The 21,864-nt window shown below is 69.7% G+C and carries 15 protein-coding genes; 12 read left to right on the top strand and 3 right to left on the bottom strand.

Going from position 1 to position 21,864, the window contains the following annotated elements:
- Positions 1–65 precede the first annotated feature (65 nt).
- Entirely contained in the window at positions 66–1,688 is a 1,623-nt protein-coding gene (gene murJ / locus BGN97_RS01035; RefSeq protein ID WP_292697281.1) for a murein biosynthesis integral membrane protein MurJ, read from the bottom strand.
- A complete protein-coding gene (locus BGN97_RS01030) occupies positions 1,685–3,817 on the bottom strand; it encodes a DUF6049 family protein (RefSeq protein WP_292697279.1) in 2,133 nt (710 codons plus the stop codon). The genes murJ and BGN97_RS01030 overlap by 4 nt, the downstream gene beginning before the upstream one ends.
- Before the next feature lie 97 nt (positions 3,818–3,914).
- Between BGN97_RS01030 and BGN97_RS01025 the strand changes: the two genes are divergently transcribed.
- The 6 genes from BGN97_RS01025 to BGN97_RS01000 all read left to right on the top strand — a co-directional run bounded on the left by BGN97_RS01025 (position 3,915) and on the right by BGN97_RS01000 (position 12,539).
- Complete coding sequence (locus BGN97_RS01025; protein WP_363331382.1) at positions 3,915–5,432, top strand: methyltransferase; 1,518 nt, start codon at positions 3,915–3,917, stop codon at positions 5,430–5,432.
- Between the two features lie 111 nt (positions 5,433–5,543).
- On the top strand, positions 5,544–6,017 hold the full coding sequence (locus BGN97_RS01020; RefSeq protein ID WP_292697275.1) for a hypothetical protein: 474 nt from the start codon (positions 5,544–5,546) through the stop codon (positions 6,015–6,017).
- Between the two features lie 45 nt (positions 6,018–6,062).
- The gene (locus BGN97_RS01015) at positions 6,063–7,121 is read left to right on the top strand and encodes an LLM class flavin-dependent oxidoreductase (RefSeq protein ID WP_292697273.1); all 1,059 of its coding nucleotides are present in this window, start codon (positions 6,063–6,065) and stop codon (positions 7,119–7,121) included.
- Positions 7,122–7,285: 164 nt separating this feature from the next.
- Positions 7,286–7,408 (top strand): hypothetical protein, encoded by a 123-nt coding sequence (locus BGN97_RS01010; protein WP_292697271.1) that lies wholly within the window; start codon positions 7,286–7,288, stop codon positions 7,406–7,408.
- Positions 7,409–7,656: 248 nt separating this feature from the next.
- Positions 7,657–9,354 (top strand): lamin tail domain-containing protein, encoded by a 1,698-nt coding sequence (locus BGN97_RS01005; RefSeq protein ID WP_292697269.1) that lies wholly within the window; start codon positions 7,657–7,659, stop codon positions 9,352–9,354.
- Positions 9,351–12,539, top strand: coding sequence for a metallophosphoesterase (locus tag BGN97_RS01000; protein WP_292697267.1), 3,189 nt, complete (start codon positions 9,351–9,353; stop codon positions 12,537–12,539). Before BGN97_RS01005 ends, BGN97_RS01000 begins: the two co-directional genes overlap by 4 nt.
- Before the next feature lie 38 nt (positions 12,540–12,577).
- Here BGN97_RS01000 and BGN97_RS00995 read toward each other — a convergent pair whose 3' ends face one another.
- On the bottom strand, positions 12,578–13,900 hold the full coding sequence (locus tag BGN97_RS00995) for an NAD(P)/FAD-dependent oxidoreductase (protein WP_292697265.1): 1,323 nt from the start codon (positions 13,898–13,900) through the stop codon (positions 12,578–12,580).
- Between the two features lie 75 nt (positions 13,901–13,975).
- Here BGN97_RS00995 and BGN97_RS00990 point away from each other — a divergent pair, with 75 nt between their 5' ends.
- From BGN97_RS00990 to BGN97_RS00965, 6 genes are all read left to right on the top strand, one after another.
- On the top strand, positions 13,976–14,578 hold the full coding sequence (locus BGN97_RS00990) for a TetR/AcrR family transcriptional regulator (protein WP_292697263.1): 603 nt from the start codon (positions 13,976–13,978) through the stop codon (positions 14,576–14,578).
- 70 nt (positions 14,579–14,648) lie between these two features.
- The gene (locus BGN97_RS00985) at positions 14,649–16,076 is read left to right on the top strand and encodes a CCA tRNA nucleotidyltransferase (protein WP_292697261.1); all 1,428 of its coding nucleotides are present in this window, start codon (positions 14,649–14,651) and stop codon (positions 16,074–16,076) included.
- A gap of 145 nt (positions 16,077–16,221) precedes the next feature.
- A complete protein-coding gene (locus BGN97_RS00980) occupies positions 16,222–17,850 on the top strand; it encodes an ABC transporter substrate-binding protein (RefSeq protein ID WP_292697259.1) in 1,629 nt (542 codons plus the stop codon).
- 86 nt (positions 17,851–17,936) lie between these two features.
- On the top strand, positions 17,937–19,013 hold the full coding sequence (locus BGN97_RS00975) for an ABC transporter permease (protein WP_292697257.1): 1,077 nt from the start codon (positions 17,937–17,939) through the stop codon (positions 19,011–19,013).
- Positions 19,014–19,041: 28 nt separating this feature from the next.
- A complete protein-coding gene (locus BGN97_RS00970) occupies positions 19,042–20,082 on the top strand; it encodes an ABC transporter permease (RefSeq protein WP_292697341.1) in 1,041 nt (346 codons plus the stop codon).
- Between the two features lie 20 nt (positions 20,083–20,102).
- Complete coding sequence (locus BGN97_RS00965; protein WP_292697339.1) at positions 20,103–21,845, top strand: ABC transporter ATP-binding protein; 1,743 nt, start codon at positions 20,103–20,105, stop codon at positions 21,843–21,845.
- Positions 21,846–21,864 lie beyond the last annotated feature (19 nt).

Below are 21,864 nucleotides of genomic sequence, written 5' to 3'. Positions count from 1 at the left end.
CCATGGTAACCGCGCGACATTCCCCATCGCTGAGCGCGGCAGGAGCGGCGGAGGCGCCGCGGCGATCAGCGCGAGGCGCGCGCCGGCAGGAAGCGCTTGAGCAGCCCGGAGACCACGCTGAGCTCCGGGGCGCGCAGCACGAAGAGAACGACGAGGTAGACCGCGAACGCCACGCCGCCGACGACTCCGGTGCCGACCGCCCCCAGCAGGCGGCCGGTCATACCGGTCGCGGACACGGCCCATCCGTCGGCACCGCCGATCAGCAGGTAGACGCCCCACCCGGCGAAGCCGGCAGGGACGGCGGCCAGCACGAAGCGGCCCAGCGACAGCGCGACGCGGGGGAGCTCCAGGCCGCCGAGACGGCGGCGCAGCAGCACCACGGCGATGATCGTCTGCACGAGCCCTGCCAGGGACTGGCCGAGCGCCACCGCGGCGGCGAGCTGGCTGAGCGGGACGAGCAGCGGAGCCACCAGCGCCGAGACGACGATCAGCGAGCACTGGACGATCGTGAACCAGAACGGCGTGCGGGTGTCGCCGTAGGCGTAGAAGGTGCGCTGCACGATGAACAGCAGCGACAGCGGGAGCAGTCCGACGAGATAGCAGATCAGCACGGGCGCCGCCTGCTCGGCCTGGGCGCCGTTCTCGGTGAAGATGCGCGTCGCGGGCACGGATGCCACGGCCAGGGCCACCGACGAGATGACGATGAACAGGCTGATCGCGCGGATGCTGCGAGCGACGTCGCCGCGCACCTGGTCGTGCCGGTCCTCGGCCGTGTGCTCGGCGATCTGCGTGAAGTAGGGCGTTCCGATCGAGACCGCGAAGATCGAGTAGGGGAGCATGAACACGAGCCAGGCGGCCATCATGATCGTCCCCGCGGGGTGCTCGCCCGAGGCCCGGGAGACGATGTTCGACTGCGCCAGGCCGGCGAGCTGACCGGCGATGACCATCATGAAGGTCCAGCTCGCGAGCTTGCCGACCTCGCCGAGTCCGACGCCCTTCCAGCGGAAGTCGGGTCGCAGGTGCAGCCCGGTGCGGCGCCAGGCGAGCAGCAGCAGGGCCGCCTGCACGGCGATGCCGAGAGTGGCGGTGCCGCCCATGACTGCGATCATCGTCGGGTCCCACATCTCGACGTGATTGCGGTTGTCGCCGAACAGCATCATGAAGACGATGAAGCCGATGATCGAGATGACGTTGTTCGCGATCGGGGCCCAGGTGTACGGGCCGAACACGCGCTTGGCGTTGAGGGTCTCGCCGATGAGCGCGTAGAGACCGTAGAAGAAGATCTGCGGCAGGCACCAGTACGCGAACGCCGTGCCGAGGGCCAGCTGGTCGGGGGTGAACTGGCTCGAGTACATGAACACCAGCCACGGCGCGAGCACCATGGCCACACCGGTCGCGGCGAGGAACACCACGGTACCGAGCGTGAACAGCTTGGAGATGAACGCCTGTCCGCCGTCCTTGTGGCTGGCGGACTTCACGATCTGCGGGATGATGACGGCGGTCAGGATGCCGGTCTGGATGATCGTGAAGACGTTGTTGGGCAGCTGGTTCGCGGTGCTGAAGGCGTCGCTGGCGCGACCGACGGAGCCGATCGCGGCGAGCAGCACGATCGTGCGCACAAGTCCGGTGACGCGCGAGATCAGCGTGCCGGCCCCCAGGATCGCGCTGGCCCGGCCGAGACTGCTCATTCGTTCTCCTTCGTCGGCGAGGTGGGTGCCTCGTCGCCACGGGTGTCGTCCGCCGGATGCTCTTCCGAGCCCATCCCGTCGATGCTCGCCCGAGCCCGGCGTCGGCGCACGGTGCGGATCAGGCCGAACACGAGCAGCAGGCCGATGACGCCGCCGAGGATGCCGAGCCCGATGGCCTCCCAGTCGGCCCGCAGAGTGACGTCGGCGGTCTCGGCCGGACCGATCGCGACGCCCGTGGGGCTGGTGAGCCGGAAATCGACCTGCACCTCGCCGCTGGCGACGCGGGCCGAGATGGGCACGTCCACTCGCGTGCTGCTGGCACGACCGGCCACGATCTCGGTGGTCTCCTGGATGTCCAGGCGCGGATCGGACGGCGTGCTGTGCAGTGAGACGTTCACGTTCCAGGGCAGATCGTTGCGCACCCACACCGGCAGTGGTGCGGACGCGGCGATCAGCTGCACGGGCTTGGGGCGCTGGATGCTCACCGCGCCCAGCAGGTCCTGCACGTGCTTCACGCGATCCGTCGTCGCGGTCGTGAATGCCGCGTCGGAGAGACCGACCGCGATGGTCCTGAGCATCCGGATCCGCTCGGGGACCAGCATCAGCGCCGGCACGTCGAGGATCGACGAGAACGCCTGCAGCCGCTGCTCGTCGGCCAGCATCGCGGTGAGCGCGCCGGCGCGGACGGTTCCGGCCGACGTCCGGAGGGTGGCGGATGCCGGGGGAGAGGTGCGCAGCGCGGCGAGGCGCACTCCGGGGGACGCGAATGCGCTCAGCACGTCGCGCAGTGCGACGGGGGAGCGCTTCTGCGAGCGGTCCAGGCCCACGAGCAGGGTCGGGGAGGTGCGGGACGTGAAGAAGAGGTGCCCGGCGGCGGCGGCGATCTCGCGGTCCGTCGTGATGGGGTCGGTGCTCGTCACCGCGGTGGAGAGGCGAGCGGAGGCCGCAGCATCCGTCACCAGCACGCTGTGGCCGTCCACCACCGCATGCGTGCCCGGATTCCCCTCGAACGAGGAGGACGGGACGATCGTGGTCCCCGGGCCGCCCAGGTACCCGTCGAAGGTCGCGAGGTCGGTCGAGGTGAGGTCGCCTCGTGGCCACAGGATGCCGGACTGCGAGCCCATGACGGCCGTCAGGGCATCGTTGTCGGGCAGCACCGGGGTCGGGGTGGCCGTGCTCGGCGCGGTCGGCGCGGGGGTGCTGGACGGGAAGTCCGTGGTCTGCAGGAGCGGTGTGAGGTCCGGAGCCGTGAGCAGCGACTTCTGACCGGCGTGCGCCTGAGTGGCGGGATCGGCGTCGCCGAGCTGCAGAGCGAACCTGTCGTTCGGGAGACGCTCGAGCCGCTGCAGCCAGGCGATGGCGGAGGCCGGGGCGCTGGTGCCCAGCATCCGGATCGCCGCCGGGATCGCGGGATCGACGGCCAGGATCGCCGGGGTGTCGGTGACCGCGTCGAGCTGGCCGGTCAGCATCCCGTTCGGGGCGGTCAGCTTGGCCAGCTCATCGGCGCTCAGCAGCACGTCGTCGCCGGGCGTGGCTGTGATCGGCACGATGACTCCGACGCTCTGCGTGCTCGCGGGGGCCACGATGAGCACGGAAGTCGCGGTCAGGTTCCACACCGTGGCCTCGGGGTCGGTGGTGGTCGCGCCGGTGAGGCGCGCCCGCACCGCGTAGACGCCGGGAGCCAGGGCGCCCAGATCCTCGGCATCCGCGACGCTGCTGACGTCGATGCTCTCACCGGCTGCGACAGGCGGCGACGGCTCAGTGGCGACGGCGCGGAAGTCGCCCGCGGCGCTGCCGTCGTCGAGCCAGGAGTCCAGAGCCGCGGCGTCGCCGAGGGGAGTCGGGTTGATCTCGAGGTCGACCGAGCCCGCGCTCAGCGCGTCGTCGGTGCTGTTGGCGATCGTGATCGTGCTCACCATGGGGCCGTTCGGTTCCATCCGGGCCCCGGAGCCGGTGGAGATGCCCAGCTCCACCACGTCATCGGCGGATGCCTTGGGCTCGCCGGTCGCAGCGGATGCCGGTGCAGTGCCGCCCAAGGCGATCCCGGCGACGACGAGCACCGCGGCGAGTCGGCTCAGCAGCCTACGCGCGCGCGGGCGGGAGCCGTTGCGGGGGGAATTCGCGGTCATGGTGTCGGGTCGACGGGGCCGGGAGACCGGCGCAGGCGACGCCCCGATTCTAGCCAGCGCGCCGCGGTGAACCCTGAAGGCGCGTAGAGTGACGGCCGTGCCGGATCGTGCCCACCCCCGCCCCGACCTCGTTCTCGCGCAGGCGCTCGCCGCCGATCTGGACGCCGCCGACTTCCGCTCCGAACCCCTGCGGCGCCTGTGGGGCGAGGAGGCGGATGACGCGCTGGCGCGCGGACTGCGCGAGCCTATCCTCCGCGCCATCGCCGACCGCGACGATCCGCTGGCGACGCTGGGCAGGCTCTGGGTGCTCGGGATGCCGCAGCCTCACGCCGCCGTCGAATGGGCCGTGCCGCGCGTGGGCGTCGACGGCCTCGAGGCGCTGGGGCTCGCGGTGGCCGAGGGCGCCGATGTGCGGCCGATCGCGATCATCCGCCCGCAGTCGTTCGTGGATGCCGACGGGGTCGGCGAGTGGTGGATCGCGAGCGACCTCGACGAGATCGCCCTGGGCACCTCGCTTCCCGCCGACCATGTGCTCGGTGTGGGCGGGGCATCCCGCACGCTGGCCGAGCTCGTCATTCCGGCGCCGGTGGAGCGCGCCCTGGATCTGGGCACCGGATGCGGAATCCAGGCGCTGCTGGTGTCGCGCCGTGCGCAGCACGTGGTCGCGACCGACATCTCGGCGCGAGCGCTGGCGTATGCGGAGCTGAACGCGCAGCTGAACGGCGTGCGCAACGTGGAGCTGCGCCTGGGCAGCATGTTCGAGCCGGTGACGGGCGAGGCGTTCGACCTGATCGTCTCCAACCCGCCGTTCGTGATCACCCCGCGTGTATCCGGGGTCCCGGAGTACGAGTACCGCGACGGCGGGCTGGTCGGCGATGCGCTCGTCCAGCAGTTCCTGCAGACCGCGCCCGCTCATCTCACCCCGGGTGGCGTGGCGCAGCTGCTCGGCAACTGGGAGTCGCGCGACGGCGTGGACGGCCTGGACCGGGTGCGCTCCTGGATCGGCGAGGAGCTGGATGCCTGGGTGATCCAGCGCGAGCAGCTCAGCCCGCTCTCGTACGCCGAACTGTGGATCCGCGACGGCGGGACGCTGCCGCGCGATTCCGGGTTCACCCCGCTCCTCACCGCCTGGCTCGACGACTTCGCGGCCCGCGGCGTGACCGCCATCGGATTCGGCTACATCCTGGTGCGGCGTCCTGCGGGCGCGGATGCCGAACCGCTCCGCCGCTTCGAGACCGTCACACAGCCGGTCTCGAACCTGGGCCGGGCTCTGGGCGCGGGTCTCGCCGCGCATGACCTGCTCGCCGACGGCATCCCGGATCGCCTGGTCGTGGCGTCCGACGTCACCGAGGCTCGCCACCACATGCCGGGCAACGACGATCCGAGTGTGATCGAGCTGCGGCAGGGCGGCGGGTTCGCCCGCACGATCAGCGTCGACCCGGCGCTCGCGGGCTTCGTCGGCGCCTGCGACGGCGATCTCACCGTGATGCAGATCGTGCAGGCGCTGGCCGACATCTTCGAAGTGCCCCTCGCAGATCTCTGGGCCGACCTCGAACCCCGCATCCGCCGCCTGGTCGAGGACGGACTGCTGCTGCCCGCGCCCGAAGCCTCCTGACCCGTGCCCCCGGGAATCACGGGCACCACGTCCGGTTCGCCCTGTGATCGGCGACTGACGGCCGATATTCTGGATGCTCGCGAGTTTCTCGCACGCGTGACAGGGGGCGTCATGAAGCTGAATTCCGTTCGCCGCGGCGGGAAGATGCGTCCGATCGTCGCCCCGACCTCGACAGCGCCCGTGGTGGACGGATTCCCCGACGAACTGCAGGGGAAGTGGTGCGCCGATGACGGCAGCGTGTGCTTCAGCGCGAGCGAGCTGCTCGCGGAGCATCCGCAGGCCTTTCTGCAGTCGGCGGACCCGTCCTACACGGTGAAGGGGGCGACGGACTTCTCGATCTGCCTCTCCCCGGACCTGAGCGCGGACACCTGCACCATGGCGGCGTCGATGTTCCTGAGGTACTTCCCCGAGGGTCTCGAGTGGGACTGCGCCAGGTTCGCCGAGGAGGGCAGGCTGAGCGGCTTCACCTCGTGCCGTGCCGACACGGTGGTCGCCCATGACATGAAGAAGGAGCGGCTCATCATCCTGCCCAATCATCAGCAGGACACGCAGTACATCGACAGCGTCCCGATGTACCGACGATGACCCGTTCCACGGAATAGCCGCAGGATACATGCGGTTGCATGCAGCATGAAGGCTTTCGGCTTCCTCTCCTTCGGGCACTACGCAGACGTGCCCGGCTCCGTCACGCGCACCGCGGGCGACATGCTCAAGCAGACCATCGAGATCGCCGAGGGCGCCGACGAGATCGGCGTGAACGGCGCATACGTGCGCGTGCACCACTGGGCCCGGCAGGCGGCATCCCCGATCCCGCTGCTCACCGCCATGGCCGCGCGCACCAAGCGCATCGAGGTCGGCACGGGCGTGATCGACATGCGGTACGAGAACCCGTTCCAGTTCGCCGAGGAGGCTGCGGCGCTCGACTACATCGCCGACGGCCGCATCGCACTCGGCGTGAGCCGCGGGTCACCCGAGACCGCCATGCGCGGATACGAGGTGTTCGGGTTCCACGACCCGGAGGACCCGGAGCGCGGCAGTGTGATGGCCCGCGAGAAGTTCGAGTTGTTCCTGCGCGCGATCGACGGCGAGCTGATCGCCCCCGGCGACCCGCGCATGGTCGGTGCCGGCCACTACCTGGCGATCGAGCCTCATTCGCCCACCCTGCGCGACCACATCTGGTGGGGCGCCGGTTCCCGCGCGACGGCCGAGACCACCGGACGCATGGGACTGAACATGATGAGCTCCACGCTGCTCACCGAGGCGACCGGCCAGCCGTTTCACGAGCTGCAGCGCGAGCAGATCGACCTCTTCCGCGCCGCGTACAAGGAGGCCGGGCACACCGGCAGCCCCCGCGTCTCGGTCAGCCGCAGCGTCTTCCCCCTGGTCAGCGACAGGGACCGCGCCTACTTCGGGCTGCGGTCGGAGGAGTCGGACGACCAGATCGGCATCATCGACGGCATGCGCTCCACGTTCGGCAAGACCTACGCGGCCGACCCGGACGTGCTGATCGAGCAGCTCAAGGCCGACGAGGCGGTGATGGCCGCGGACACGCTGATGCTCACCATCCCGAACCAGCTCGGCCCGGAGTACAACCTGCACGTGCTGCAGGCCTTCGCCGAGCACGTCGCGCCCGCCCTGGGTTGGAAGCCCAACACCGAGGGACCCGTGCAGGGCGATCCGATCGCCTGAGCATCGCTCCAGAACGCGCCGCGACCCACGTCTCTGAAGGACGAATCCGCTTCTGAAGGATGCTGCGGCCGTCAGCATCCTTCAGAACGTCGAAGGTCCTTCAGAAGAGAGGCGGCGGGACGCGACTCCCGGCCACCGGGGCCGCCCATGGGATGCTTCTGGGCATGGATGCTGACAACGACACCTCGATCGCGGGCCGGGAGGCCCGAGTCATCGCCGAGTTCCAGAAGCGGCAGACGCGCCTGTTCACGCGCTTCGCGCTCGCCGAGGTCGGCTCGATCTGGTGAGCCGCCCGCGGAGCGCGGACAGATCGCCTTCCTGACGCACATCCCCGCGCTCGCCGGAGATCCGCGCACCCGGCTCGCGCTCCTCGAGCACTCGATCCGGTGACACGCCGCGCGTCTCCCCGTCTTCCGCAGACGTTCACCTGAGACGCGCGTTGGTCCTCATCCCGCAACCTGTGAGTCACCTGAGATCCCTATAAAGGGGACGGCTCCTCTGCCGTCATCCCCCAACGGAAACAGGTTCTCCCGTCATGCCCCATACGCCCCTGAGAAGGATCGGCGCGGGCGCGGTCGCCGCGGTGATCACCGCAGTGCTGTGCACGTCCGCGCTGCCGCTCGCCGCCTCGCCCGCGTTCGCCCAGGACGCCGTCTCGACGCCGGCCCCGACGCCGGGCGCGACGGAGACCCCGGCGCCCACGGACACTCCGACTCCCACCGAGACGCCGGATGCCCCGACGCCGCAGCCCACCCAGGACCCGGAGCCCGCCCCCACCGGCACTCCCACGCCCGGGGAGACGTCGCCGGCCGAGACGCCGGCCCCCGACCAGACGCCGCAGGAGACGCCGCAGCCCGATGCCGCGATCGCCCGGATCGCCGGCACCTCAGGCAACGCCGGTGCGCACTGGCCGCTCGCGATCACCGAGATCAACGGCGACAACGACGGCGCCGACACCTACGAGTTCCTCGAGGTGGTCAACACCACCGATCAGCCCATCGACCTCGACGCCGCCGGCATCCGCTTCCGGTACCACACGTCGCAGTGGAACACCGGCACCGTGCAGCCGCTCATCCACCTCGACGGCGAGGACGACGCGCCGGCCATCATCCCCGCCGGCGGCGTGGCCGTGCTGTGGATGAACTACGCCGAGGGAGACGCACGCCGCAGCCTGACCAAGGACCAGTTCCGCGCCTTCTACGGAATGCAGGACACTGACGTGCCGATCATCCGCTTCGGCCCGCAGGGCGGCTTCGCCAACAGTGGCAACCGCGGCTTCAGCATCACGGATGCCGGTGGCACGACGCTCATGCGGGCCTGGGTGCCCGCCGACGACGGCGACGGCTCCACGCCGTGGAACGCCCAGTTCGGCGTGCCGGACCGGACCGACAGCGTCGATGCCCGCATCCTCGCGCACGACGTGACCGGGGCGACCGCGGCGCCCACCCCCGGCGTCATCACGACCGAGCAGGTGACCAGCCGGCTGATCAAGCCGACCGATCCCTCATCCGTAGGGCCGCTGCTGCAGATCACCGAGGTCGCCCCGGACACCGCGAACGTGGCTGGGTCCGACGCCTACGAGTACATCGAGCTCTACAACGCCTCCGATGCGCCGATCGACTTCGGCGATTACGTGCTGAGCTATCTCAGCACCGACAACGACCTCACCGACCCGAAGGCGCTCTCGTCCAGCCTGTGGCCCGCCGGGCCCGGTGAGCCGACGATCGAGCCCGGCGCGACGCTGGTGCTGTGGATCCAGAACCCGGCCGTCGTGTCGGCCGGTCTCACCGTCGCCGACTTCAACACCGCGTTCGGCAGCGACCTGACGCTCGGCGAGAGCATCCTGACGATCCAGTCCGGAGGCATGGCCAACGGCGGATCCCGCGGCCTGCAGCTGATGACGAAGTCGGGGCACGTGATCTCCCGCGCCTTCTACTTCGATGACGCCCAGACCACGTCCAGCACGGCCATCCAGTACGCCTGGAACCCGGGCGACCCCGCCGCCGCGTGGAAGCCCGCCGACCCGTCCGGCGTCACGCAGACCATGCTCGGCCTCGCCGCGCCCACACCCGGCACGGTCACCGAGGCGCAGGTCGCACCGACATCCGTCGCCTACCCGGCGCCCGGCTCCGCACCGAAGCTCGTCGACCTGACCGGTGGATCCGAGCTGCCCGACTCCGGGAACGTCGAGCTCGGCTTCGACATCACCGACGACGTCCTCGTGCTCGCGTGACTCTCACCCTGAAGGACAGCCTGGGCGCGACCGATGTGCGCGACCTGACCTTCGGCTCCGGCGACCGGTACCAGTACGCGATCCCCGCGGTCGACGTCTACGGAAAGCGCTGGATCGAGTACACGGTCACCGCGGGCGACGGCAGCCAGCTCACCACCCTCGGCCCCGTGCGCATCGCACTGGATGACTCGCCGGTCGACCCCGTCCGGCTCAACGTCGCCGACGGTCAGTTCGTCAACGCGCAGACCCCGCTCGTCGGCACCACCGACGGCGACCCCGGCGCGCTGCGGGTCGGCATCGACGGAGAGCCCGTAGGCGAGACGGTCCCGTCCCTGGAGAGGGCGCCGAAGTTCGCGATCGACGCGACCAGCACGGACTCCTTCTTCCGCAACGGGATCAAGCTCGGCGACAACGTGCTGAAGATCTTCGACGAGGGCTACTACGACCGCATCGTGACGGTCGACGCCGATGTCCCGGTCGAGGAGGTCGTGCGCGGGGAGAAGCTCACGCTCGGCGTGTACGCCGGCACCAAGGCGTGGCCCGAGCCGAACCTCGACGAGAACAACGACGACTTCACGATGATGAACCCGCGCCTGGCACTGCCGGACGGCCGGGTGCTGCGCCCGACCACGTGCGCGGGTGCGGGCGAGGGCAAGGAGCTCGTCGAGCGGGCCTGCCCTGCGGATGCCGCGGAGCGGATCGCCCTCAGCGACGCCAACCTCGTCTACATCCTCTTCACCTTCACGCTCCCGGACGACGCGTTCGACTCGGTGTCCACCACCTGGGACACCACCGCGGTCGCCGACGGCGAGCACGTGATCACGGCGTCCGAGGGCGATCGCACCGCGACACGCACCGTGATCGTCGACAACACCGCTCCGCGTATCGAGAGCACCGTCACCGACGGCAGCCAGTACCGCGGCGACTTCACGATCGACGCCTCCGTCACCGATGAGGGGTCGGGCTTCAAGAGCGTCAGCGCGACGCTGGACGAGCAGGACATCACCCTCCCGCTGCAGACGTCCTCGCTCACGCTGACCCCGGGCGACCACACCGCGGTCATCACGGCGAGCGACAGGGTCGGCAACATCTCCACCAGCACCGTCTCGTTCTCGACGGCCGACGAGAAGCCGCACACCACGCTGATCAGCCCGGACGACGGCGCGAAGATCGACGCCGACCAGGTCGACCTGGTCGCGAGCCCCGGCTCGAACGTCGACGATCGGCTGGAGCTCTGCTTCGCGGAGGGGTACCGCTTCGTGCCGACGGATGCCCAGGTGCACGTCGCCTCCGGCACCACGACCGACAGCCGCTCCACCGAGCGCGACGACGCCAGGGCGCTGAGCGCCGACGAACTGGCCCGGATCACACGGATGGACGGCATCGAGGTCGCCGAGACCTCGGGGACGGCACTGCCGTACCAGCTGTTCACGGTCGACGTCCCCGCGAACGCGAAGGACGGCTCCGACGTGCGCGTGGCCTGGGAGGGCTCCGCGAACGCCGACGCCAAGGTGCTGCTGTACGTGCAGACCGCGAAGGGTGACTGGAACGAGGTCGACCGGTACGTCACCACCGCCGGCGCCCCCACGTCGTTCACGCTCGACGCGCAGGTCCCCGTCACCGGCAATGCCGAGGACGGGAAGGTCACCTTCCTCGTGCAGCACTCCGAGGGCTGGGCGGCGACCGGCCGCAGCGGGCGCGACTCGCAGACCACGCCGTACAGCCCCGGCGCCACGCCGCGCGACCAGTACGACTTCACGCTGGCCTGGGAGTCCGACACGCAGTACTACAACAGCAACGAGGGCAAGCGCGCCGGGACCGGCGGGACGGATGCCTGGTACCGGCACCAGGTGAACATCAACCGGTTCCTGATCGACCGTCGCGACGAGCTGAACCTGCAGTACGTGGCCCACACCGGCGACATCGTCGACAACCAGGATCAGGACTACCAGTGGCGCAATGCCGACGACGCGTACCGGATGCTGGATGAGGCGGGCCTGCCCTACGGCGTGCTGGCCGGCAACCACGACGTCGGTCACTTCGAGGGGAACTACGGCCCGTACAGCTCGTACTTCGGTGAGAAGCGCTTCGCGCAGAACCCCTGGTACGGCGGCTCGTACAAGGACAACCGCGGTCACTTCGACCTGGTGAGCGCCGACGGCGTCGACCTGCTCATGCTGTACATGGGCTGGCCCGACCCCAACGACACCGCGTCGAACTCCGAGGACATCGCCTGGATGAACTCGGTGATCCGGCAGTACCCGGAGCGCAAGGTGATGATCAACCTGCATGAGTTCATGCTCACCACCGGCGGTCTCGGGCCGTTCCCGCAGCGGATCTACGACGAGGTCGTGGCACCCAACTCCAATGTCATCGCCGTCGGATCCGGCCACTATCACGACGCCTACACGCGCCTGGACGAGTTCGACGACGACGGCGACGGCGTCGCCGATCGCACCGTGACCTCGATGCTGTTCGACTACCAGGCGCTCCCGGAGGGCGGCCAGGGCTACCTGCGCCTGCTGCACTTCGACAACGAGAAGGGCCGCATCATCGTGCGCACCTACTCGCCGTCGCTGGACGACTTCGACTCCGACGAGGCGTCGCTGAACAGTCCCGCGGGGATGCAGGAGTTCGAGATCCCCTACGCGGCCGGGGGTATCAAGCCGGTGCAGAAGACGCTGTCGACCGACTCGTTCCGTGCCGACGTGCTCACCGCGAACGAGATCGGCTGCGTGCAGGATGTCGTGAGCGGCGAGAAGACGTCGGTCACCTGGAAGGATCTGACCTCGGGCGCAGCGCCTGCGCAGGCATCCGCTCGAGCGCGGCTGGCTGCCGCGGCGCCGGCGAAGCGCGGCTGGTACGTGCGCACGACGGGTCCGTACGGCGGCGTGGAGTACACCGAGGTGCGCACCTTCACGGCGACCGGAGCCTCGACCGGCCCGACCGATCCGGGTGAGGGCGGGAACACCCCCGGTGGCGGGAACGGCGGCACCGGACCCGGTCAGGGCGGCAACGCCGGAGGCGGCGGCGGGCAGGGCAACGGCCGTCCCGATGCCACCCGCCCGGGCGACCTGGCGACCACCGGCGGCTCCGCACTGTGGCCGATCGGACTCGCGGCCGGCGCCCTGCTGGCGGTGACCGTCGGCGGCATCCTGCTCCACCGCGGCCGCCGGGACGCCTGACGGACGCTGCGCTCCGCCTGACCGCACACGCGCGATGGTCAGGCGGAGCGCGGTTCCTCTGCCCGAGGCGAGTCGGCGCAGGAGGACGGCACTTCGGATCGGCGAGCGGCGGCGCCGTCGGCCGGAGTCCCGTTGCGGGGCGCAGAGGCGAGCGCGGCATCCGGATCGGGACGGGCGGCGACGAGCTTCACGATCGGTCCGAGCACGGCGCGCACGCTCAGCATCCGCATGGTGGTCTCGCGCAGCCAGGCGGTGAGCCGGCCACGACGGAACATCAGCCGCGCCAGCATGCGCGAGTTCGCCTGAGCGGACTCGACCCGCTGCCGTTCGACAGTCTCCCAGGCGCTCAGCCGGGCAAGCAGGGCGTCTCGCTCGGCACCCGCGAGCATCCGCCCCAGCAGCCAGGCCGATTCGATCGCCATCCCCGCGCCGATGCCCGCCGTCGGCAGGAACCCGGCCGCCGCGTCGCCGAGCAGGACGCTCTGCACCGCGTCCTGCGGCAGCACCCAGCGTGCGACGCCGGCGTCCTCGAGTCGCCACAGGTAGGGTGCGGGGTCCGCCTCGACGGCGGCCAGGGCTGCGTCCAGGCGCGGCGCCATGTCCTGGATCCGACGCCGCACGGATGCGGCGAACGCGATCGGTCCCGCCTCGAGTTCGGCGTCGGGCCCGCCGAGGAACACTCCGAGCCGATCCTTCACCGGGTAGACGCCGAGGAAGAAGCCGTCCCCCCAGAGCTCTTCGCCGAGATCCGGCGAGCCGATCTCCTCGGCCCAGGCCACCCAGCCGGACCAGCCGGTGTCGACGACGTCGAGGGCGCCGGCGCCGAGCACGTCGCGCATGCGCGAGCGGATGCCGTCGGCACCCACCACCAGGTCGAACGCCGCCTCTCCTGCCGGCCGGCCGCTGCGGTCTGTCAAGCGCGCGACTCCGCCGGCGACGGCGTCCACGGTAGTGCCAAGGGTCACGGGGCATCCGCCGTCGGTCAGCACCTCGATCAGGGCGCCGCGCGAGATGCCGTTGTAGTCGCCGTAGACGCCGAGCAGTTCGCTCATCGAGTCGGTGCGCAGGACCTTCCCACGGTGTGAGCGGAACGAGTACCTCGTCATGGGCGTGCTCGCCGCACGGTACTTCTCCTGCACTCCCAGGTCGACGAAGGCCTGATCGACGGTCGGCATGAGTGCCAGCATGTAGCCGGGATGGTCGTGCCCGGTCATCCGGTCGATGAGCACAGGATGCAGTCCGTCTCGACGCAGCAGCTGTGCGAGCGTGATGCCGGCGATCCCCGCGCCGACGATGAGCACGCGCAGGCGGTCGTCGCGCTGAGCCTCGAGCTGGGCCGTGAGGGGCGTTTCGATGAGCATGATCCTCCAGTGGACCACCTGGTCCACTTCCGACTGTACGCCAGTTTGGACCACCTGGTCCAGTATGCTCGGAGCATGACCGAGCTCACCGGTGCGCACCGCGACGCCCTCATCGAGGCGACCGTCGCCGAGTTCGCGTCGGCCGGGTACGAGGGCGCGTCGCTGAACCGGATCATCCGCGCGGCACGCATCAGCAAGAGCTCCTTCTATCACGCCGTCGGTTCCAAGGCGGAGCTGCTCGACGCGGTCGTCGAGACCCTGATCAGCGACGTGCGCACGCGCTGGACGTCCCCGGCGCCGGCCGAGTTCGCCGGGGAGGCGTTCTGGCCACGAGTGGAGCAGGTGCTCGGCGAGCTGGGCGGGCTCACCGCAGAAGACCCGGCGCTCGGTCTGCTGGGCCGGATCTTCTACCTGCCCGCGAGCCCGGGATCGGATGCCCGCGCGGCTCTGCTCGAGTCCGTGCGCACCTGGGTGGGCGACGTGCTGCGAATCGGCGTGGCCTCCGGCTCCGTGCGCGACGACATCCCTGCGGATGCTCTTGCGGCGGCGGTCTTCGGGATGCTGCGCGGCCTCGACGAGTGGGCGCTGAGCTCAGCGGATCCGCACGACGCGGCATCCGCTCCGGCCCTGCTGCTGCGCGGCCTGCTGCAGCGTCCCGGCGCGCCCAGGGCCCGTTGACGGCAGAACGCGCTGGGTGAGGGGTCGGGCGGCTGAGAGCCGCTGACCCGACCCCGGTAATCTGGAACCCATGCTCAACATGGCCGAGGGCCTGTCCCGACTCGGCGCGCTCGCCGCGCATCCGGTCGTCCGCACCCTCGGCGAGGCGTTCCAGGCGGCGGGCTTCGAGCTCGCCGTGGTCGGCGGCCCGGTGCGCGACGCCCTGCTGGGTCGCGAGACGCACGACCTCGACTTCACGACGAACGCGCAGCCCGACGAGATCCTCGCGATCGTCAAACCGCTGGCATCCGCTCACTGGGACATCGGCCGCGCCTTCGGAACCATCGGCGCGCGCGTGCAGGGCGAGCAGGTGGAGATCACCACCTACCGCGCTGACAGCTACGACGGACTCACCCGCAAGCCCGTCGTGGAGTTCGGCGACAGCATCGACGGCGACCTGCTGCGCCGCGACTTCACGGTCAACGCCATGGCGCTCAGCGTTCCGGGGACGAAGCTCGTCGACCCGACCGGGGGCGTCGAGGACCTGGTCGCCGGCATCCTGCGCACCCCCATCGACCCGGCCGTCAGCTTCGGCGACGACCCGCTGCGGATGCTGCGCGCGGCGCGCTTCAGCTCGCAGCTGGACTTCGGGATCGACGACGCCACCTTCGCCGCCATCGAGCAGCTCCGCGAGACGCTCAGCATCGTCAGCCCCGAGCGCGTGCAGAGCGAGCTGATCCGCCTGATGCAGACCGATGACCCGGTGCGTGGTCTGCGCGTGCTGGTGGACAGCGGGCTGATCGAGCAGTTCCTCCCCGAGGTCAGCGCGCTGCGCCTCGAGGTCGACGAGCACCATCACCACAAGGACGTCTACGAGCACTCGCTCACGGTGGTCCGGCAGGCGATCGAGCTGGAGAGGGTCCGCTATCCCGGCGCCGCCCCCGACGTGCCGCTGCGCCTGGCCGCGCTGCTGCACGACATCGGCAAGCCGCGCACGCGCAAGCTGGAGCCCGGCGGGGGAGTGACCTTCCACCACCACGACGTGGTCGGCTCGCGCATGGCGCGCAAACGGCTGCAGGCGCTGCGGTTCGACGGCGAGACGACGGATGCCGTGGCGAAGCTCATCGAGCTGCACCTGCGGTTCTTCGGGTACGCCGAGGGCGCCTGGACCGACAGCGCGGTGCGCCGCTACGTGCGCGACGCCGGGGACCTGATCGAGCGTCTGCACATCCTGGTGCGCGCCGACGTCACCACCCGCAACAGGCGCAAGGCGGCGCGCCTCGCCGCCGCCTACGACGACATCGAGCGCCGCATCGCCGAGCTCCGCGAGCAGGAGGAGCTGGACAGCATCCGCCCCGAGCTCGACGGCAACGACATCCAGCGCATCCTCGGTATCCCGCCGGGACGCGAGGTCGGCGAGGCGTACCGCTTCCTGCTCGACGTGCGGCTGGACGAGGGCGTTATCGGGGCGGATGCCGCCGAGCAGCGCCTGCGCGAGTGGTGGGCCGCCCGCGCCTGAGGACGGCCCCGTGAACGCCGTGTGTCGGTCTCGTCACGATCCTGACCGCTCGGTTGGGTATGTACATGCGGGTGATTAGATTGAACACCATGAGCCGCGCCGACGACGTGCGCGGAAACCCGACATCACAGGGCAGGTCAAATCAATGAAGATCTCCAGAGGCCGACTCGGCCTTGCCATCGGCGCGCTCGGCGTCGCGGCAGTCGTTCTCTCCGGTTGCGCCACGAGCACTGCCGACAAGGGCGGCGACTCCGGCAGCGCGAAGGGCGGTGATCTGATCGTCGGAACCACCGACAAGATCACCTCGCTCGACCCCGCCGGCTCCTACGACAACGGCTCCTTCGCCGTGATGAACCAGGTGTACCCGTTCCTGCTGAACAGCAAGTACGGCGACGCCAAGGTCTCGCCCGACATCGCGGAGTCGGCCGAGTTCACCTCGCCGACCGAGTACACCGTCAAGCTCAAGAAGGGCCTGACCTTCGCGAACGGCCACGAACTCACCTCGAGCGACGTGAAGTTCTCCTTCGACCGCATGGTCAAGATCAACGACCCCAACGGCCCGGCCTCGCTGCTCGGCAACCTGGCCTCGGTCGCGGCCCCCGACGACACCACCGTCGTCTTCACGCTGAAGAACGGCAACGACCAGATCTGGCCGCTGATCCTCTCCAGCCCAGCCGCTCCGATCGTCGACGAAGAGGTCTTCTCGCCCGACGCCGTGACCCCCGACGCCGACATCGTCAAGGGCAAGCCCTTCGCCGGCCAGTACACGATCGACTCGTACAAGGTCAACGAGCTCATCTCGTACAAGCCGAACAAGGACTACCAGGGCAACCTCGGCGCGGCCGAGAACTCCGGCATCCAGGCCAAGTACTACGCCGACGCCTCCAACCTGAAGCTCGCGATCGGCAACGGCGACATCGACGTGGCCTTCCGCAGCCTGTCGGCCACCGACGTCGAGAGCCTGAAGGGCAACTCGAAGGTGAAGGTCGTCGATGGCCCCGGCGGCGAGATCCGCTACATCGTCTTCAATTTCGACACCATGCCGTTCGGCGCGAAGACCCCCGAGGCCGACCCGGCCAAGGCGCTCGCCGTGCGTCAGGCGATGGCCGACCTGATCGACCGGGAGGCGGTCGCGAAGGACGTCTACAAGGACACCTACAGCCCGCTGTACTCGTTCGTCGCCGAGGGCATGCCCGGCGCCACCACCGTGCTGAAGGACATGTACGGCGACGGCAAGGGCGGCCCCGACCAGGCCAAGGCCGAGAAGGCGCTGAAGGATGCCGGTGTCACCACGCCGGTCACCCTGAACCTGCAGTACAACGGCGACCACTACGGCCCCTCCTCGGGTGACGAGTACGCCGCGTACAAGACGCAGCTCGAGAAGGGCGGCCTGTTCAAGGTCAACCTGCAGCAGACCGAGTGGGTGCAGTACTCCAAGGACCGCACCGCCGACGTGTACCCGATGTACCAGCTCGGCTGGTTCCCGGACTACTCCGACCCGGACAACTACCTGTCGCCGTTCTTCGTGAAGGACAACTTCCTCGCGAACCACTACGACAACCCGGCGGTCAACGACGCCATCGTCAAGCAGCAGACCGAGACCGACTCCGCCAAGCGCGAGGAGCAGATCGGCCAGATCCAGGAGATGGTCGCCAAGGACCTCTCCACCCTGCCGATCCTGCAGGGCAAGCAGGTCGCCGTCGTGGGCAAGGACGTTCAGGGCACCACGCTCGACGCGTCGTTCAAGTTCCGCTACGCGCCGCTGAAGAAGTAACGCGTTCCGCATTCGGGGGTGCTGCCCAGCGCAGCACCCCCGAATGCGCTCGCCCCGAAGAACGCAACAGTTAGGTAGTACCCCCAATGGCCGTCGACGGCGCTGTCCTCGCCCCTGTCCAGCCCCGAAGCCGCTCAAAAGGCGGCGGGCTGTGGCGCTACATCCTGATCAGGCTCCTGCTGATCATCCCCACCGTGTTCATCCTGGTGACCACCGTCTTCTTCCTGATGCGGATCACCGGAGATCCGATCACAGCCGCGCTCGGCGGCCGGCTCCCTCCGGAGCAGCTGGCGCAGCGCATCCACGAGGCCGGATACGACCGGCCCCTGATCGTGCAGTACCTCGAATACCTCGGCAATGTGTTCCGCGGCGACTTCGGCACCACGGTCACCGATCGCCGCCCGGTCACCGAGATCCTGCTGCAGTACGGCTCCGCCACCCTCGAGCTCTCGATCTACGCGCTCATCGTGGCGCTCGTCATCAGCATCCCGCTGGGCCTGATCGCCGCCTACCGTCGTGACCGCTGGCAGGATGCCTCGCTGCGCGTCATGGCGATCCTCGCCTACGCGACCCCGATCTTCTTCGCCGGTCTGCTGCTCAAGCTGATCTTCTCGGTGTGGCTGGACTGGCTCCCGGTCTCGGGACGGGGGAGCACCCGCACCGAGCTGCTGATGGGGGGCATCGACACCCCCACCGGCATCTATCTGCTCGACGCCATCCGGCTCGGCAACGGCGCCGCCATCGCCGACGTGCTGCAGCACGCCATCCTTCCGGCGGTCGCACTCGGCCTGCTGACCGCCGGCGTGTTCCTGCGCCTGATCCGCACCAACGTGATCGGCACGCTCGGCCAGCAGTACGTCACCTCGGGCCGCTCCCGCGGTGTGAGCGAGTACCGCCTGGTCACCAAGCACGCCTACCGTCCCGCACTCATCCCGATCATCACGGTCATGGGCATGCAGATCGCCATGCTGCTGGCGGGAGCGGTGCTGACGGAGAGCACCTTCGAATGGAAGGGCATCGGCTTCATGCTGGCCGACTACCTCAAGTCCCGTGACTTCGTCGCTGTGCAGGGCATCGTCGTGATGATCGCCGTGGTCGTCGCGGTCACGAACTTCCTCGTCGACATCATCGCGGCGTTCATCGACCCGAGGGTGAGGTACTGAGATGTCGATCCCCGACTCGTACGACGAGATGCCCACCCCGCAGACCTCGGTGCTGGCCGCCACTCCGGTGCGCAGGAAGCGCTGGACCGAGAGAGTTCCGGTCATCAAGGAGCTGCGACAGAGCGTCGGCCTGCAGCGCGGGATGCTGATCACGGGCCTCGTGATCACCCTGCTGTTCGTCGTGATCGCCGTGTTCGCCCCGCTGATCGCGCCGTACACCTGGGCGCAGCAGCAGACCGCCGACGGACACTCCTTCGGCACCCAGCAGGCTCCGAACGCACTGAACCTGCTCGGCACCACGGTCTCCGGCTTCGACGTGTTCTCCCGGGTGATCTGGGGAGCGCAGACCGCGCTGCTGGTGATCATCGCCGCCATCGTCTGCTCGATCTTCATCGGCATCGCGCTCGGCCTGATCTCCGGCTACTTCGGCGGATGGCTGGACCGCCTGCTGGTGGTCGTCGCCGACGCGATCTACGCGTTCCCGTCGCTGCTGCTGGCGATCGTGATGTCGATCGTGATCAGTCGCGGCCAGTCCACCCTCGGCGGCGGAATCATGGCCACCGCGATCGCGATCACCGTGGTGTTCGTGCCGCAGTACTTCCGTGTCATCCGCTCCGAGGTCGTGCGCGTGCGGGCGGAACCGTTCGTGGACTCCGCGAAGGTGATCGGCGTTCCGACCACCCGCATCCTGCTGCGTCACGTGCTGCGCAACTCGACCCGGTCGCTGCCGGTGATCATCACGCTGAACGCCTCCGAGGCGCTGCTGACCCTCGCCGGCCTGGGCTTCCTGGGCTTCGGCATCGAGGCGACCGCCGCGGCCGAGTGGGGCTACGACCTGAACCGCGCCGTGGGCGATGTGACCAGCGGCATCTGGTGGACGAGCGTGTTCCCCGGTGTCGCGATCGTGCTCGTCGTGCTGGGCGTCACCCTGGTCGGCGAGAGCCTGAACGACCTGGCCGACCCGCGACTGCGGCTGCGCCGCCGGGCGGGCGGCAGGAAGAAGATCGCGGCTGCGACTGAGGGAGCGAAGGCATGCGATGCGCTGAGCGACCGGAGGGAGTCGAAGTGAGTGCCGCCGAGAAGAACCGGATGCCGGCCGACCTGGCGCCCGCGGTCGCGGAGATCCGCGATCTGAAGGTCGTGTTCGCCACCGACGACGAGCCGGTCGAGGCCATCAAGGGCATCACGCTGAGCGCCTACGCCGGCGAGGTGCTGGCGATCGTCGGCGAGTCCGGATCGGGCAAGACCGTCACCGCCAACACCCTGCTGGGGCTGCTGCCCGAGACCGCCACCACATCAGGCGCGGTGATCGTGCGGGGCCGCGCGGGTGACGAGACCGACATCGTGCACGCCGACCACGCCCGCATGCGCCGCATGCGCGGACGCGACGCGGCGATGGTGTTCCAGGAGCCGTCCACGGCGCTGAATCCGGTGTACACCGTGGGCTGGCAGATCGCTGAGGGCATCCGCGCGCACGCGAACGTCTCGAAGAAGGAGGCCAGGGCGCGTGCGATCGACATCATGCAGCGCGTCGGCATCCCGGACGCGGCCACCCGAGTGGACGACTATCCGCACCAGTTCTCGGGCGGGCAGAAGCAACGCATCGTCATCGCGATGGCGCTGGTGCTGGATGCCGGGCTGATCATCGCCGACGAGCCGACCACGGCGCTCGACGTGACCGTGCAGGCCGAGATCCTCGACCTGCTCCGCACGGCGCGCGACGAGTTCGGCGCGACCATCGTGCTGATCACGCACAACATGGGCGTGGTCGCGGATCTCGCCGACCGCGTGATCGTCATGTACCAGGGCGACATCGTGGAGGAGGCGCCGGTCCGCGAGCTGTTCGCGAACCCCCGCGAGGAGTACACGAAGAAGCTGCTGGCCGCGGTTCCGCACGTGGGCCAGGGCAAGTCGGCCGACGGCCCTTCGTCTCGTCGCTCCGCTCCTCGCTCAGGAGGCGGGGGAGATCCGGTTGCTGAGCGAGCGCAGCGAGACGAAGCACCGGAGGGCTCGCTGATCGTGGCATCCGGTGCCGAGATCGGCTACCCGGGCCGCTTCGGCCGTCACGCGGTGGTGGCCGTGAAGGGCGTCGACTTCCACGTCGGTCCCGGCGAGGTCGTCGGCCTGGTCGGCGAGTCCGGTTCGGGCAAGACCACCATCGGCCGCGCCGTCGTGGGTCTCACGACCGTTCTCGGCGGCTCGCTGACGGTGCTCGGGCAGGAGATGCGCGGCGTGAAGCCGCGCACCCTCACCCCGCTGCGTCCGCAGGTCGGCTTCGTGTTCCAGGACCCCGCCACCAGCTTCAACCCGCTGCTGTCGATCGCCGAGTGCATCGCCGAGCCGCTGATCGTGCACGGCCGGGCATCCGGCCTGCAGGCGGCGCGTCCGCGCGTGAACGAGCTGCTCGACGCGGTGCGGCTGCCGACGAGCTTCGGCGACCGCTACCCGCATGAGCTCTCCGGCGGTCAGCGCCAGCGGGCGTCGCTGGCGCGTGCGCTGGCACTCGACCCCAAGCTGCTGATCGCAGACGAGCCGACCAGCGCACTGGACGTGTCGGTGCAGGCGACGGTGCTGGAGCTGTTCGTGCAGCTGCAGGCCGAGCTCGGGTTCGCGTCGCTGTTCATCAGCCACGACCTGGCCGTGATCGACGCCGTGTCCGACCGGATCATCGTGCTGCAGCAGGGCCGCATTCAGGAGCAGGGCACCACGGCCCAGGTGCTCGGCGATCCGCGCGACCCGTATACCCGCGAGCTGCTCGCCGCCCTGCCCGTGCCCGACCCGGTCGCGCAGGCCGAGCGCCGTGCTCAGTGGGAGGCGGTGCGGAGGCACTAGATGTACTTCCCCGACAGGT

The sequence above is a fragment of the Microbacterium sp. 69-10 genome (assembly GCF_001897945.1).
Classification (GTDB): Bacteria; Actinomycetota; Actinomycetes; order Actinomycetales; family Microbacteriaceae; genus Microbacterium.
Note: the sequence above shows the minus strand (reverse complement) of the source record. Positions and strands in the feature narration are given on the sequence as shown.